At 52.5% G+C, this 14,431-nt stretch carries 15 protein-coding genes; 12 read left to right on the top strand and 3 right to left on the bottom strand.

Features of this window, described 5'->3' with window-relative positions:
- The first annotated feature begins 34 nt into the window (after positions 1–34).
- Both NDQ72_14920 and NDQ72_14915 read left to right on the top strand, forming a co-directional pair.
- The gene (locus NDQ72_14920) at positions 35–1,921 is read left to right on the top strand and encodes an ABC transporter ATP-binding protein/permease (GenBank protein ID WKD30411.1); all 1,887 of its coding nucleotides are present in this window, start codon (positions 35–37) and stop codon (positions 1,919–1,921) included.
- 46 nt (positions 1,922–1,967) lie between these two features.
- The gene (locus tag NDQ72_14915; GenBank protein ID WKD27339.1) at positions 1,968–2,975 is read left to right on the top strand and encodes an NAD(P)-dependent alcohol dehydrogenase; all 1,008 of its coding nucleotides are present in this window, start codon (positions 1,968–1,970) and stop codon (positions 2,973–2,975) included.
- Positions 2,976–3,067: 92 nt separating this feature from the next.
- On the opposite strand, the gene NDQ72_14910 is transcribed toward NDQ72_14915, so the two are convergent.
- Positions 3,068–3,334: a hypothetical protein gene (locus NDQ72_14910; GenBank protein ID WKD27338.1), complete on the bottom strand. Its 267-nt coding sequence runs from the start codon at positions 3,332–3,334 to the stop codon at positions 3,068–3,070.
- 139 nt (positions 3,335–3,473) lie between these two features.
- Here NDQ72_14910 and NDQ72_14905 point away from each other — a divergent pair, with 139 nt between their 5' ends.
- Both NDQ72_14905 and NDQ72_14900 read left to right on the top strand, forming a co-directional pair.
- Positions 3,474–4,676, top strand: a complete 1,203-nt coding sequence (locus NDQ72_14905; protein WKD27337.1) for a hypothetical protein — start codon at positions 3,474–3,476, stop codon at positions 4,674–4,676.
- 8 nt (positions 4,677–4,684) lie between these two features.
- The gene (locus NDQ72_14900; GenBank protein WKD27336.1) at positions 4,685–5,512 is read left to right on the top strand and encodes a mechanosensitive ion channel family protein; all 828 of its coding nucleotides are present in this window, start codon (positions 4,685–4,687) and stop codon (positions 5,510–5,512) included.
- Positions 5,513–5,580: 68 nt separating this feature from the next.
- Here NDQ72_14900 and NDQ72_14895 read toward each other — a convergent pair whose 3' ends face one another.
- The gene (locus tag NDQ72_14895; protein ID WKD27335.1) at positions 5,581–6,312 is read right to left on the bottom strand and encodes a YebC/PmpR family DNA-binding transcriptional regulator; all 732 of its coding nucleotides are present in this window, start codon (positions 6,310–6,312) and stop codon (positions 5,581–5,583) included.
- Between the two features lie 188 nt (positions 6,313–6,500).
- Between NDQ72_14895 and NDQ72_14890 the strand changes: the two genes are divergently transcribed.
- Both NDQ72_14890 and NDQ72_14885 read left to right on the top strand, forming a co-directional pair.
- Entirely contained in the window at positions 6,501–7,118 is a 618-nt protein-coding gene (locus NDQ72_14890) for a LysE family translocator (GenBank protein ID WKD27334.1), read from the top strand.
- A gap of 77 nt (positions 7,119–7,195) precedes the next feature.
- Positions 7,196–7,681: a glutathione peroxidase gene (locus NDQ72_14885; protein WKD27333.1), complete on the top strand. Its 486-nt coding sequence runs from the start codon at positions 7,196–7,198 to the stop codon at positions 7,679–7,681.
- Between the two features lie 16 nt (positions 7,682–7,697).
- Here NDQ72_14885 and NDQ72_14880 read toward each other — a convergent pair whose 3' ends face one another.
- Positions 7,698–8,081: a hypothetical protein gene (locus NDQ72_14880; protein WKD27332.1), complete on the bottom strand. Its 384-nt coding sequence runs from the start codon at positions 8,079–8,081 to the stop codon at positions 7,698–7,700.
- Positions 8,082–8,239: 158 nt separating this feature from the next.
- On the opposite strand from NDQ72_14880, the gene NDQ72_14875 reads away from it, so the two are divergent.
- The 6 genes from NDQ72_14875 (at position 8,240) to astA (ending at position 14,329) form a co-directional block, all read left to right on the top strand.
- Entirely contained in the window at positions 8,240–9,445 is a 1,206-nt protein-coding gene (locus tag NDQ72_14875) for a trans-2-enoyl-CoA reductase family protein (protein WKD27331.1), read from the top strand.
- A 69-nt stretch (positions 9,446–9,514) separates the two neighbouring features.
- The gene (locus NDQ72_14870; protein WKD27330.1) at positions 9,515–9,730 is read left to right on the top strand and encodes a hypothetical protein; all 216 of its coding nucleotides are present in this window, start codon (positions 9,515–9,517) and stop codon (positions 9,728–9,730) included.
- A 178-nt stretch (positions 9,731–9,908) separates the two neighbouring features.
- Positions 9,909–10,883, top strand: a complete 975-nt coding sequence (locus NDQ72_14865) for a GlxA family transcriptional regulator (protein WKD27329.1) — start codon at positions 9,909–9,911, stop codon at positions 10,881–10,883.
- A 100-nt stretch (positions 10,884–10,983) separates the two neighbouring features.
- On the top strand, positions 10,984–12,198 hold the full coding sequence (locus NDQ72_14860) for an aspartate aminotransferase family protein (protein ID WKD27328.1): 1,215 nt from the start codon (positions 10,984–10,986) through the stop codon (positions 12,196–12,198).
- A 35-nt stretch (positions 12,199–12,233) separates the two neighbouring features.
- The gene (locus NDQ72_14855) at positions 12,234–13,298 is read left to right on the top strand and encodes an arginine N-succinyltransferase (protein WKD27327.1); all 1,065 of its coding nucleotides are present in this window, start codon (positions 12,234–12,236) and stop codon (positions 13,296–13,298) included.
- Complete coding sequence (astA, locus tag NDQ72_14850; protein WKD27326.1) at positions 13,298–14,329, top strand: arginine N-succinyltransferase; 1,032 nt, start codon at positions 13,298–13,300, stop codon at positions 14,327–14,329. Before NDQ72_14855 ends, astA begins: the two co-directional genes overlap by 1 nt.
- Positions 14,330–14,431 lie beyond the last annotated feature (102 nt).

Below are 14,431 nucleotides of genomic sequence, written 5' to 3'. Positions count from 1 at the left end.
AGGACTTTCCATGTTGTCACGTACGCTAGCGCCGCTGTTCCGTTACTTTGAAACGCGGGTGAACCCCTATCCCGAAGGTGAGGTTGCCACGCCACCAAAAGGTCTGCTGCCGTTTATTTGGCATTTTTCGCGCCCTGTATGGCCGTGGCTATTGCTGATGTCGGTCGCGACTGCCTTGGTTTCCGCGGCGGAGGTGGTGTTTTTTAGTTATATGGGCGACTTGGTCGATTGGCTGGGTAACGTAGAACGCGCGAATTTCTGGTCGGATCACGGGCTTTGGCTGGCAGGCGTGGGCTTGTTAGTGATTATCGGCCTGCCGCTACTGGTACTGGCGCAGTCTCTGGTGACCCACCAAAGCATCTTCGGTAACTACCCGATGATCGGCCGCTGGCTTTCTCACCGCCATATGCTTAGCCAAAGCTTGGCCTTTTATCAGGATGAGTTTGCAGGGCGAGTGTCGCAAAAAGTCATGCAAACAGCGTTGGCCATTCGTGAGACTGTCACCAAAGTGATGGATCTAATGGTTTACGCCATTGTGTACTTCACTGGGGCGGCAATTTTATTAGGCCGTGCAGACCCGTGGCTGTTGCTGCCGCTGGGGCTTTGGTTGATCGGTTATTTAGGCATTATGCGCTTTTTTGTCCCGCGCTTGCGCGACGTTTCGATGGCTCAGGCCGATGCTCGTGCCCAGATGACGGGGCGCGTGGTTGATAGTTACAGCAATATCCAAACGATTAAACTGTTCGCTGATACCGAACGTGAACAGAGCTACGCCAAGGATGCGATGCAAGGTTTTATGGATACGGTACATCGTCAAATGCGGCTAGTCACCATCATGAGCGTTTGCCTGACGCTGCTCAATACGCTGCTACTGGTGGGAACGGCGGGTATGGCGATTAGCGTTTGGTATTTTGACGCTATTTCTCTGGGCGTGTTAGCGATTGCGATAGCCCTGGTCATGCGTATCCGCTTTATGTCGGATTGGATTTTATGGGAAGTGGCGGGCCTGTTTGAAAATATTGGTACGGTGCAAGATGGTATGAATACCATCGCCCAGGACCCCACGATCAAAGATGCGTCGAATGCCAAAGCGCTTGCGGTGCCCAATGGCGAAATTGTGTTTGATGCGCTGCGCTTTCAGTACGCCCAGGCTAAAGGTGAAAGTAAAAACGTCTTTGACGGGTTGAGCCTGACGATTAAACCTGGCGAAAAAATTGGCCTGATTGGCCGATCCGGAGCGGGTAAGTCCACCCTGGCCAACCTGTTGCTGCGCTTTTATGACCTACAGGGCGGGCGTATCCTGATTGATGGACAGAATATTGCTGACGTTACTCAGACTTCATTGCGTCATCAGATTGGCATGGTAACTCAGGATACCTCGCTGCTGCACCGTTCGCTGAGAGACAATATTCGCTACGGTAGCCCTCATGCCAGCGATGATGATGTGTGGCAAGCAGTGTGCCGCGCCCATGCAGATACGTTTATTAACGAGCTGGTCGACCCTAAAGGGCGGCGCGGTTTAGACGCCCATGTCGGCGAGCGCGGTGTGAAACTCTCCGGTGGACAACGCCAGCGTATTGCCATTGCTCGCGTGCTGCTAAAAAACGCCCCTATTCTGGTGCTGGACGAGGCTACCTCAGCGTTGGATTCCGAAGTGGAAGCCGCGATTCAAGAGCAACTCGACTCGCTGATGGAAGGCAAAACGGTGATCGCCATTGCTCATCGACTCTCAACCATTGCGATGCTTGACCGGTTAATTGTGGTCGATGAAGGTCGTATGGTGGAGAGTGGTACACACCAGGAGCTGCTGGCACAGAACGGCATTTACGCCAGCTTGTGGCAGCGCCAGTCTGGTGGCTTTTTGGGGCACGATCTTGATCTTGGCCTTGATACTGACCCCAGTGCCCTCATTTCATATTAGACCAGTCGTTTACTAGGTGACGACATGTGTTCAATAGGAGGTAGTGATGCAAGCCATTCAGCTTCGAGAGCCCGGCGGTTTAGCTAAACTGGACGTGGTTGAACTAACGGCGCCAGGTGAGCCTGGTCCCGGTGAAATTAAAGTACGTCTGCACGCCAGTTCACTTAACTTCCATGACTATGCCGTGGTGGCGGGGATGATTCCCACCACAGATGGCCGTATTCCCATGTCGGATGGTGCCGGTGTGGTCGAAGCGGTTGGGGAAGGCGTTAGCGAGTTCGCAGTCGGTGATGCAGTTGTGTCGACGTTTTTCCCTGATTGGCTGGAAGGGCCCGCGCGAGTAGGCGACTTCACCACCACGCCAGGGGATGGCATTGATGGCTATGCTCGCGAGCAAGTGGTGGCCGCCGCTACCTCGTTCACCCATCAGCCGCAAGGTTACAGTCATGCGGAGTCTGCGACACTGACGACCGCAGGCTTGACCGCTTGGCGGGCATTAGTCGTTGATGGTGGATTAAAAGCAGGAGACACCGTGCTGGTGTTGGGCACCGGGGGTGTTTCCATTTTTGCGCTACAGTTTGCCAAGATGATGGGCGCGCGGGTAATTGCCACATCGTCTTCTAATGAAAAACTGAACCGCCTGCGCGAGCTGGGCGCTGAACACACCATCAACTATAAAGAAACGCCTGATTGGGGTAAGGCCGTTAAGGCGTTAACGAATGGTGAAGGCGTCGATCATGTTGTTGAAGTGGGCGGCCCTGGTACGCTGCCGCAATCGATTGATGCGGTGAAAATTGGCGGGCATATCGCGCTGATTGGTGTGCTAACCGGTCGGGAAGGCGAAATACCAACAGCCAAGCTGATGGCTAAGCAAGCTAAGCTGCAAGGGCTTATTGTGGGTAGTCTTCGTCATCAAATCGAGATGATTCATGCTATCGAAGCGGCTAATGTGAAGCCGATTATTGACCGTGAGTTTGCACTGAGCGACATTGCTGATGCCTTCCGCCACCAGGAATCCGGCAAACACTTCGGCAAGATTTGTCTGACTTTCTAGCTAGGCAGCGCTTATCACTGAATTTAGTTAACTTTTTTAGTTTTGGAATGTTGCCATTGCACGCCCACTGAGTAGTGGGTGTGCAAAAAAGGTCACGTTTCTAAGCGGCTATACACGACGCCTTTGACTTCAAGTTCCCAAATATCATCATAAGGAACGGTTACTCCGTCGATATCGCCTGGGTCACCCGTGCTGTTTTTGATCTGCGTTTCAGGAATGACTTTTAACCCCGTGAAGCCTACATGTTGAATACGTGCGCTAAATCGATTTCCCTCGTGGTCGATCAGCACCCGTTCGCCTGCAATGCACTTTGAAAGCTTCTCATGCAGTTCTGCCATAGTGACGTTAACTACGCTCATTGTCGCCTCCTGCGCTTTGCTCTCATATTAGTTAGCTACTGTATAACGACTTTATTTTAGTCGATAAGTTCGGCTAACCCCTCAATGACAATATGAGGCATGCTAACCTTAATCCACTTATTTATGTTCGAGGCGGCATATGACGCAGCGCTCAACGAAGACTGCTTTTTCGCCATGGGAAATGGTGGCACTTGAGTCGTTTCAAACACCAGAGCAGACCCAAGCCAGCCAGTGGCGGCGTAGTTGGCGAGCAGCAACTACATGGATAGTAGGTAGAGAAGCCTCGGAACGCCAAGCAAAAGAAGAGAGTGAGCTGCGTAAGTTATCTGAAGTCGCACTTTCGCACTGGGTGCCTGCTATTGATTGGACGCCGGCGGCTCGCGCCCTCAGCCAAGTAACGGAAGAGTGTGTTGATGCGCCAGTCGTGTTGTTTATTTCACCACCTCATGGTGGTCACGGAGCTGTCGTTAGCCATTGGGCGCAGCAGCAGGGCGTCAATTGCATATCTGCGCCCACCCTCAACGAGCTCACAGAGGGTTGCCTAGAGTGGGTCGAGCGCTGCGGTTCCCAACATCAGTGGGTAATCCCCACCTTAGAGCGGCATTTTTTACGCCATACCCAAGGACTGCAAGGCGTCCGTGAATTGTTAGAGCGGGCATTAAGTGGCCGTTTGGGACAGAGCGTGATTGGTTGTGATAGCTGGACGTATGCCTATCTGCAGCATGCGGTGGGTTTGGAAGGCGTACCTGTGGTTACCCTGCAAGCGCTAGAAGGCGAGCAGCTGGCACACTATTTTGCTCAGTTGGCGGATGATGGTGGCGCCCGCCCGACGGTGTATAGCTCCCGTACGGGACAGCCGATTCTTGCTGGCGTTAGTAACGATAGCGCTGGCGGTGAGCGTTCCTATAAAGAGTTGCAACGTCTAGCGGCCCACTGTCGAGGGCATTTAGGTATTGCTTGGCACTACTGGCGAGAGCGACTGCGCGAACCGGCGGGAAATGACGAAAGTGGCCGTCCCCACGAGCAGTCTCAAGGGCAGCCAAAAGAGCCGTCAAAAGAGCTGTGGCTATTGGATGCATTGGCTGAAGCGGAGCTAGCGTCAGATACGGGGGATGTGGCAACGCTGTTGCTACATACGCTGCTCATTCATGGAGGGCTAGAGGATCAAGCGTTAGAGTATGTGCTGCCATTCTCGAGTCATGAAGCGCTAAACGCACGGTTAGCACTTGCTCGCCAGGGAATTCTCCGTTGCCATCAAGGGCGCTGGCAAGTCGCCCCATTAAGCTACGCAAGCGTGCGGCAACTGCTGGAATCGCGAAACTATCTCGTTGACCCGCTTTAGGAGCTGATATGGACGATCAAGAGCAGTACGCCAAGCTGTTTAATGATATTGATAGTCAAGCGCTGATTACCTTAGGAGTCATTCTAGCGAGTACGGTGCTATTGATTATTGTCAGCCAACGAGGGTTGAACTGGTTAGCCAATCGCTTGCATGGCCAAGTGCGGTTTAGAGTATTTGCGCTGGTGCCACTCACCCGGTTATTGATTTTAATTACCGCACTGGCTGTGGCCGTTCCTATCGTTATTGAGCCTTCATTGCGCAATATGGTGACGCTGCTGGGTGCCATTGGCCTAGCGATTGGCTTTGCTTTAAAAGATTATGTAAGTAGCTTAATTGCCGGAGTAGTATCTGCCGTTGAATTACCCTACCGGCCAGGGGATTGGGTCAACATTGAAGGGACTTACGGCGAAGTAAAGCACGTTGGCATGCGCACAGTAGAAATAGTAACGCCCGACGATGATTTGGTGGCGGTGCCTCATCTTAAACTTTGGGATTCTGCTATTTATAACGCTAACAATGGCGACGTTAGTCTTCAGTGCGTGGCAAGTTTTTATCTTCACCCGGAGCACGAAGCTGGCTGGGTGCGTAAAGCGTTACGAGACGTCGCGTTAACCAGTGCTTACCTTAAGTTTGATAAGCCGATTATTGTCGTAGCGGAGGAGAAACCTTGGGGCACGCATTACCGTATTCGCGCTTATCCGGTGGATCCACGGCAGCAGTTTTTGTTTATCACTGATTTGACCGTGCGCGGTAAACAAGTGCTAAGCGCAGCGGGCGTTACTCCGGCGTTGTTACCGCCTGATGCAGCCTTGGACTCACAGGGTGCCACTAGTTAATGACGGCGACCTGTGGTCGCCGACGACATAGGTGCCGACGACCACAAGGGGGCTAACCGAATGACGGTTTAATCAGTTGCTTCCGGTAGTTCGGCACTGTGGAAAACATTCTGAACATCGTCCAGCTCTTCGAGCATGCCCAGCAGTTTCTCAAACATCACCACGTCATCGCCGTCGATGGGCGTGGGGGTTTGTGGTAAGAATTGGATTTCGTCTACTTCGAAATCAATCTCACCGAAAGCATCCAACAGCGCTTGTTTGGCTTTAGCGTAATCGGTATGCGGCGCAAACACCGTGATACGTTCCTCTTCCTGCTCAATATCGGTAACGTCGACATCGGCTTCCATGAGTGCTTCAAGCACAGCTTCTTCATCACTGCCCGCAAACGAAAAAATCGCGCAGTGATCAAACATGTGACTAACGCTACCGGGAGTGCCAATTTTGCTTTTCGTTTTGGTAAAGCAGCCGCGCACATCACCAAAGGTGCGGTTGGGATTGTCGGTCAAACAGTCGACGATCACCATCACGTTACCGGGACCAAAGCCTTCATAGCGCGCTGGTGAAAAGTCTTCGCCGCCTGCGCCGCTCGCTTTATCCAAGGCTTTATCGATAACGTGAGACGGTACCTGATCTTTCTTAGCACGCTCCATTAAACCGCGTAGCGCAAGGTTACCGTTTGGATCTGTGCCGCCTGCTTTAGCGCAGACGTAAATTTCACGTCCATACTTGCTGTAAACCTTGGTTTTCGCTGCGGCCGTTTTGGCCATGGATTCCTTACGGTTTTGAAACGCCCTACCCATATTGAAGTCCTTTATTAGCCATGAACCGCCTGCATAGCAGGCGTCATCGTTTTCAAAAAGGGGAAAATTTTACCCAACAGCGTACCATGCTAACAGCGTTATTTAAGGGGATGGATTTATTCGCTAAACGCTTGTGCGACTGTCGTATACTCAGCCAACCTACATTGTTGTCTTTCAAGGAGAGAAAAATGCCGTTGTCACTCTGGCTATCGCTGGCCGCTATCTGTGCCATGGGGGCGATGTCACCAGGACCTAGCCTGGCACTGGTACTGCGCCATACGTTAGGAGGTGGTCGCTTACCCGGCATGACGGCTGCGATTTTTCATGCGCTGGGCGTCGGGTTTTATGCGTTGCTCACCGTATGGGGCTTAGGTGCGCTTATTGTGCGCCATCCAGATTTATTTCAACTAGTGACATGGTGCGGGGCGGCCTATTTAGCCTGGCTTGGGATAAAAGCATTACGGGCGGGCAGAGGTGGAGCGCTATCCCCCGATGCCGCAGTGACGACGCCGCGACAAGCTGCCAAGGAAGGGGTGCTGGTGGCGCTGGGTAACCCCAAGTTGATCATTTTTTTTGTGGCGCTATTAAGTCAGTTCGTGACGCCTGAAATGAGTGTACTTGCCAAGGCAATTATCGTCGCAACTGCGATTATTATTGATGGGGGCTGGTACGTTTTAGTAGCAGTAGGGCTTTCACACTCTCGTGTATTGCCTTGGCTCCAGCGCCATGCCCACTGGATCAATCGAATCACTGGGGTGCTGCTTATTGCACTGGCGCTGCGCGTTGTCGCAGGGCCGATTAGTTGATAAGCCGCACTGGTGTAACTGCCAATGCCGTGGCATGGTAAAGCCTATGCTGGTGGAGTCATTTAGGGGGCCTTGAGATGATGATTTATGAGCAGGATTGTTATACCCATCAAGGCAAGCCGTTTAACTTGCGGGCGCTGCGCGGGCAGGTGTTGTTGGTCGTTAATGTGGCCAGTAAGTGTGGCTTTACTCCGCAGTTAAAAGAGCTGGAAAGTTTGTACCAGCGCTACCGAGACCGTGGCTTTACGGTGCTTGGCTTCCCCTGTAACCAGTTTGGTAAGCAGTCGCCGGAGAGTGCAGAGGCTTTCTGTATCTTCGGCGAACAGCAGTTTGGCGTCAGCTTTCCACTCATGGAAAAAGTATCAGTGAATGGCCCAAACGCCCATCCGCTGTTTGTGGTGCTTAAACAAGAAGCACCGGGCGTGTTAGGCACCAAAGCGATCAAGTGGAATTTTACCAAGTTCTTGGTGGGACGCGATGGCAGGGTGATCGCGCGATTTGCTCCCAACGATCATGGTCTGTCACTGCGGCTTGCGCTGGAAGCCGCCCTTGATAAAGAGTAAAGCGCAAGCTAAACGGTTAGAGCTCGCCACGGGTAACCATTAGTCGCTGCATTAACTCTACCCAGCGATGACGAACCATCATCGTGGTTAATCCAGAAAACAGCGCCCAACTTTTGCGCCGCCAGCCTTTCAGGCGCAGGTTGTGGCTTACCAACTGCTTCATCAGCGTATAGTCATCGAATTTTCGCCATTCACTGGCAATAGACAGCTGGTGCCTCGCCATCACTGGAGCAAGCTCCAAGCGGAACATCCACTCTAGCTCTTTCAGCGACATATCATGCTGTTCGATCATCTCAATCATATGGGCGTAGTCACGCTCGCTTGGCTCACGGTCCAGCCATAGCGGCGCAAGAGCAAGCCATAGGTCGCCGCGTTCATCGACTAGCTGCTGTGCGTTCATCAGGGTCTCGTCGGCAAGGAGTTGTCTGGTCGCTATCCTGCCGTGAATGGCGAAGAAGCTCAAGAGCGGACAGGGCGCGTCTAGACCGCTAGAATACCCCCACACGGTAATGGCACTGCCATGCTGATAGCGACATCAATCTGATAAAGGGGTCCAATGTGATCATTAAACCAAAAGTGCGTGGCTTTATCTGCACCACCACTCACCCTAAAGGCTGCGAGCAAAACGTTCTGGAACAGATCGAAGCGACCCGTGCGCGTGGTTTAGATAGAAGCCAAGGCCCAAAAAAGGTATTGGTGATTGGTGCTTCTAGCGGCTACGGCTTGGCAGCGCGTATCACGGCTGCCTTTGGTTATGGCGCTGATACCCTAGGTGTTTTCTTTGAAAAGCCTAGTAGTGAGAAAAAAACCGGCACTGCTGGCTGGTACAACAGTGCCGCATTTGACAAATTTGCCAAGCAAGAAGGCCTGTACAGTAAATCAATCAATGGTGATGCGTTCTCTAACGAAGCGCGTGAAAAAGCTATCGAGTTGATCAAGCAGGACATGGGTGAAGTTGATCTGGTGGTCTACTCCCTAGCTTCACCAGTGCGCAAGTTGCCAGATACTGGGGAAGTAAAGCGCTCGAGCCTGAAGCCGATTGGCGAAACGTATCGCGCTACCGCGATTGATACGAATAAAGACGCCATCATTGAGGCAGAAGTCGAGCCTGCCACTCAGCAAGAGATCGACGATACCATCACAGTAATGGGCGGTGAGGACTGGGAGCTATGGATGAGCGCCCTGGACGACGCGGGTGTGCTGGCGAAAGGCGCGCGTAGCGTAGCGTTTAGCTATATCGGTACTGAAATTACCTGGCCGATTTACTGGCACGGTGCGTTGGGTAAAGCGAAAGAAGATCTTGATCGCGCCGCGACTGCGATTGATGCCAAGCTGAAAGAGACAGGCGGCGGTGCCAATGTTGCCGTACTTAAGTCGGTCGTTACCCAGGCGAGTGCCGCGATTCCAGTCATGCCGCTGTATATCGCCATGGTCTACCGCATCATGAAAGAGCAGGGCTTGCATGAAGGTACGATTGACCAATTAAACCGTTTGTTTGGTGAGCGTCTTTACTCTGGTCAGCATGACGATATGGCTACTGACGACCAAGGCCGCCTACGTCTTGATGACTGGGAGCTGCGTGACGACGTACAAAAAGCCTGCCAGGACCTATGGCCAGCCGTCACGACAGAGAACCTATTCGAAATTACCGACTATGCTGGATATAAGCACGAATTTTTGAAGCTGTTTGGCTTCGAGCGTGATGACGTAGATTACGACGCAGATGTGAACCCTGATGTTCACTTTGATGTCGTTACACTATAGCGCTAAGCGTGACGAGGAGGGTTAATCGCCGCGCTGTTGATCATCTAACCGGAAAGCGGGAGGTGTTGTATGGATACCAAGGAAAGCAAAACCCGGGAAGAAGAGATAGAGCACGTAATGAATGAACGTCTGCCTGAGGACTATGAAACATCTCAGCCGCAACGGCAGCCAGAAGCGAAAAAGTCCCCTAACGGGCTACATAAGGTGCTTCCTTTAGTCATTATCGTGATGGGCATTATCGTTGCGGGCATTGTCATCCTGGGGCTTGGCAATAGCGGCGGTTAACCAAGACACATACTCCTTCTGTTGCCGGGCCTAGTGCCCGGCAATTTTGTATTTATGCCTCCTATTTTAGTTTTAAGAGCCATAGCGCTGCCTTCACTTGCGCAATTGGGTAAGATGGCTTTTTCTCTAGCTATTTATCTAAGTTGGCGGCGATTTCTATGCAGCAAAGCAACTTGTTATGTCCTCAAGTACGTTGATGTCATCCGCCAGTGAACGTCGGCGGGTGGCCTTTGTGTTGCTGCCTGGTTTTTCGCTGTTGGCCCATGCGAGCGCTATCGAGCCGCTGCAGATGGCCAATCAGCTAAGCGGGCAGATGCTTTACCACACCGTTACGTTAAGCTTAACCGATGAGCCTGTGCGCAGTGGCGCACAACTTTCCTTACTCGCTCAACATGTCTTAGGCGCGCCGCTCGGTCCGCTTGATATGCTGTTGGTATGTGCCCCTACACCACTACCCTATGCACTGCCCGCCAAGCTAAATGAGTGGCTGCGCAGTCATCAGGGCAGAGGTGTGGCTATTGGTGGCCTTGCGGGAGGCACAGAAGTGCTTGCCCGCTGCGGGCTATTAGAAGGCTACCGCGCCACATTGCCCTGGCAGCGCTTCGATGCGTTTGCACAGGCTTATCCTCAGGTCACGCTTTCTCAGCAACTGTTTGAAATTGACCGCGATCGGATAACCTGTGCCGGTGGCACTGCGGCAATGGATATGATGTTAACGCTGATTGGTAAGCATCACGGCCAGCGCCTTGCCGAGCAGGTTTCAGAGCAGTTCGTTTGTGATCGCATTCGCTTAGCCGATGAACGCCAGCATGTGCCACTGCGTAATCGCCTTGGCCATGCGCCACAAAGCCTAGTGGATGCTGTCACGTTGATGGAAGCTAATATTGAAGAGCCGCTTTCTACGTTAGAGCTGGCCGAGCATTTGGGTATTTCTCGACGCCAGTTAGAGCGACTGTTCAAAAAGTATCTGCAGGCAGTACCTAGCCGATATTACCTGGATTTGCGCCTACAAGATGCGCGTAAACAATTAAGAGAGAGTGATCGGCCGGTAGGTGATATCGCACTGATGACCGGATTCTCTTCTGGTGCGCACTTCTCTACCGCCTATCGTAATCACTTTGGCATTACACCGCGGGAAGAACGGCTTGGATAAGCGCGGCTTTTCATAATTTACCGTCCCAATACTGAAAGCACGGCGTCTATTGCCCCCCGTATACTGAATCTATCCTTTACTCCACCGGAGGTATCGTCCCATGAGCTACACCCCAAGCCGTCAGGATTTCGATAACTACATGGCGCCAAACTACTCGCCACAACAGATTATTCCAGTGCGTGGCGAAGGCAGCCGCTTGTGGGATCAGCAGGGGCGTGAATATATCGACTTTGCTGGTGGTATTGCAGTGAACTCGCTTGGCCACTGTCACCCGGTGCTAGTGAATGCGCTTAAAGAGCAGGGCGAAAAGCTTTGGCACCTGTCTAACGTATTCACCAACGAGCCAGCACTGGCGCTTGCCAAAACACTCACTGAGCGTACTTTTGCCGATAAAGTGTTCTTGTGCTCATCCGGTGGCGAAGCTAACGAAGCGGCGCTGAAGCTAGCCCGCCGTTGGGCGGTAGACCACCATGGCGAGCAGAAAGATAAAATTATCTCGTTTTATCAGTCTTTCCATGGCCGCACTTTCTTCACCGTGAGTGTGGGTGGTCAACCCAAGTATTCTCAAGGCTTTGGCCCAGTGCCAGGCGGCATTCTGCATGCCAACTTCAATGACCTGGAAAGCGTACGCAAGCTAGTGGGCGACGATACCTGTGCCATTATGGTTGAGCCGATGCAGGGCGAAGGCGGCATTGTTCCCGCTACCCAAGAGTTCCTTCAGGGCCTGCGTGATCTGTGTGACGAACACAACGCGCTACTGATTTTTGACGAAGTACAAACGGGCGTTGGCCGCAGCGGTGAACTTTACGCCTACAAAAATTTCGGTATCACTCCGGATATTCTCACCAGTGCCAAGTCATTGGGCGGCGGCTTCCCGATTGGTGCCACCTTAACCACGGATGCGATTGCGAAATCTCTGGCAATTGGTACCCATGGCTCTACCTACGGTGGCAATGCGTTGGCATCTGCGGTTGCTCTGGCGGCTGTGGAATTCATTGATACTCCTGAAGTACTTAACGGCGTTAAGCATCGTCACGACCTGTTCCGTGAACATTTAGAAACCATCAACCGCAAATATGGCGTATTTAAAGAAATTCGCGGTATGGGAATGCTGATGGGCGCACAAATGTCGGATGCCTTCGAAGGCCGCGCTAAAGACATTCTGCCGCTGGCTATTGAAGAGGGTGTGATGGCCCTGATTGCTGGTCCCAACGTGCTACGCATGGCGCCATCTTTAGTCATTCCGGAAGAAGATATTGCTGAGGGTATGGCGCGTTTAGAGCGTGCTATTGAGCGGCTAGTTGCCAGCGCATGAGTAGGCAAGAAGCCACACAAGAGGGGGCGTTAAGGATGCTGGTAATTCGACCGGTAACAATGGCTGATCTTCCAGCCCTGGAGCAGTTGGCTGAGCACGCGGTACCGCGGCTCACCAACCTGCCCGCCAACCGTGATCGGCTTGAGGAGCGCATCGTGCGCTCCCAGGAAGCCTTTAATAGTGAAATAGAGTTCCCTGGTAACGAGCATTATATGTTTGTGCTGGCGGATGATGACCGCGAGGAAGTGCTAGGCACGGCGACTATTCGTGCCCAGGCAGGCGCAGCAGAAGCCTACTACACCTATCGCCAGGAAACGCTGATTCATGCTTCTCAACAGCTGAATGTGCGCCGGGAAGTGCAAACCTTGGCGCTTTCTCATGAAGCCTCTGATGCCACACTGCTCTGCGCGCTATCGCTTAATCCGCGCTACAAAGGCACCAGTGCAGAAAGTCTGTTACGCCGTGCGCGACTAATGTTCATTGCTCAATACCCCGAGCGTTTTTCACGCATTCTGGCGGTCGCCTTTCCGGGCTATCTGGATGGCAAAAACGAATCGCCTTTTTGGGAAAGCGTCGGTCGCCACTTTTTTGCGCGCAGCTTCCAAGAAATGAATCACATTGCGGGCGTTCGCTCGAAAAGCTTTATTGCTGAAGTGATGCCGCAATTTCCGCTTTATCTACCGTTGCTAACGCCTCAGGCACGCGCTGCCATTGGCCGAGAGCATCCTGCCCATGAAGATGCACTAGCAGAAATGCTGGCAGAAGGCTTTGTGCGCTCTCGCCATGTCGATATTTTCGACGCAGGGCCGATTGTAAAAGCCGAGCGTGAGCGATTGGAAACCTTCCGTCGTGCTGCCTGGCATCCTGTCAGAGTACGCCCTGAACACGCACTGCCTGATGCAGAGCCAGCAATGATTGCCAACCAAACCTTAGGTGATTTCCGCTGTATTGTGGCGCGTTATGCGCTTTCGCCTACTGGGCAATTAATGCTTTCACCACAGCACGCTAAACGGTTAGGTGTTGAAGAGGGGCGCGCGGTGCTGGTAGCGCCGTTAAGCCTGCCAGGCGCGGTAGATGCGCTTGATGAAGGAGAAATGTAATGCGCATTCGACCCATTGCCCGAGACGATTTGGATGGGCTCCAGGCGCTTGCGCAACAGGCAGGCGTTGGCTTTACCTCACTGCCGGATAACCGTGAGTTTTTGGCTGGAAAAATTGAAGCCGCTGCCCGTGCCTTTGAAGAGCGCACGCCAGCCGATGATCGACTCTATTTCTTTGTACTGGAAGATGAACAGAGCGGAGAATTAGCGGGCTGCTGTGCTATTGAAGGCCAAGTAGGTCGTGAAGTGCCGTTTTATAATTACCGGTTAGGTACATTGGCGCACTCCTCGGTGCAGTTAGACTTACACCGTACAATCGACACGCTATTTTTAAGCTCTGATCACACCGGCGATGCGGAAGTATGCTCGCTGTTCTTACGCCCTGAATATCGCGGCGAAGCAAATAAGCACCTACGTAATGGCGCGCTGCTTTCCAAAGCTCGCTGGCTGTTTATTGCTCAGTTTCGTGACCGTTTTCCGCAAAAAGTGCTGGCGGAAATGCGTGGCGTGTTTGATGAAAATAACACCAGCCCCTTTTGGGAAAGCCTGGGTAAACACTTTTTTCCCATGGACTTTAGTGAGGCTGATCGGTTAACCGGACTAGGCCAGAAAAGCTTTATCGGTGAGCTGATGCCTAAGTTCCCGATCTACACCACGTTTATGTCGGAAGAGGCACGTGCCTGTATTGGCCAAGTGCACCGCCATACTCGACCAGCCCTTGAAATGCTTAAGAAAGAGGGACTGCGCTGGGAAGGCTATATCGATATTTTTGATGGTGGCCCCACGGTGGAAGCCTATATTGACGACGTGCGAGCGATTCGTAATTCGCAGCTCTGCCAAGTGGAAGTTTCTCAAAATGCTCCAGATGAAAGCGTCAGCCGCTGGCTAGCAGCCTCTACTGAGATGCTTAACTTCACCGCCAGTTGGATAGGCCGCAGACCCAGCGAGGAAAACACCATCGTGCTTAACCCGCAAGAAGCGGACCGCCTGGGCGTGACGACGGGTGACCACGTACGCTTATTGGAAACCTAGTTTTTCAAGAACCGTTTTTCAAAAATAGCCTTTCAAGAACAGCTTTTCGAGAACAGCTTTTCAAGAACGGTTTTAAACAGTCTTTCAGAATAAATATACATA

Source organism: Halomonas sp. KG2 (assembly GCA_030440445.1).
In the GTDB taxonomy this organism is placed as follows: Bacteria; Pseudomonadota; Gammaproteobacteria; order Pseudomonadales; family Halomonadaceae; genus Vreelandella.
The sequence above is the reverse complement of the archived record's forward strand: the minus strand, read 5'-3'. Positions and strand labels throughout refer to the sequence as shown.

Excerpts from the sequence above, each read along its gene's own strand:
- NDQ72_14910 (WKD27338.1), bottom strand. The coding sequence starts at position 3,334 with ATGAGCGTAGTTAACGTCACTATGGCAGAACTGCATGAGAAGCTTTCA.
- NDQ72_14890 (WKD27334.1), top strand. The coding sequence starts at position 6,501 with ATGCCGTTGTCACTCTGGCTATCGCTGGCCGCTATCTGTGCCATGGGG.
- NDQ72_14860 (WKD27328.1), top strand. The coding sequence starts at position 10,984 with ATGAGCTACACCCCAAGCCGTCAGGATTTCGATAACTACATGGCGCCA.
- NDQ72_14895 (WKD27335.1), bottom strand. The coding sequence starts at position 6,312 with ATGGGTAGGGCGTTTCAAAACCGTAAGGAATCCATGGCCAAAACGGCC.
- NDQ72_14855 (WKD27327.1), top strand. The coding sequence starts at position 12,234 with ATGCTGGTAATTCGACCGGTAACAATGGCTGATCTTCCAGCCCTGGAG.
- NDQ72_14900 (WKD27336.1), top strand. The coding sequence starts at position 4,685 with ATGGACGATCAAGAGCAGTACGCCAAGCTGTTTAATGATATTGATAGT.
- NDQ72_14915 (WKD27339.1), top strand. The coding sequence starts at position 1,968 with ATGCAAGCCATTCAGCTTCGAGAGCCCGGCGGTTTAGCTAAACTGGAC.
- NDQ72_14880 (WKD27332.1), bottom strand. The coding sequence starts at position 8,081 with ATGAACGCACAGCAGCTAGTCGATGAACGCGGCGACCTATGGCTTGCT.
- NDQ72_14865 (WKD27329.1), top strand. The coding sequence starts at position 9,909 with ATGTCCTCAAGTACGTTGATGTCATCCGCCAGTGAACGTCGGCGGGTG.
- NDQ72_14885 (WKD27333.1), top strand. The coding sequence starts at position 7,196 with ATGATGATTTATGAGCAGGATTGTTATACCCATCAAGGCAAGCCGTTT.
- astA (WKD27326.1), top strand. The coding sequence starts at position 13,298 with ATGCGCATTCGACCCATTGCCCGAGACGATTTGGATGGGCTCCAGGCG.
- NDQ72_14870 (WKD27330.1), top strand. The coding sequence starts at position 9,515 with ATGGATACCAAGGAAAGCAAAACCCGGGAAGAAGAGATAGAGCACGTA.
- NDQ72_14905 (WKD27337.1), top strand. The coding sequence starts at position 3,474 with ATGACGCAGCGCTCAACGAAGACTGCTTTTTCGCCATGGGAAATGGTG.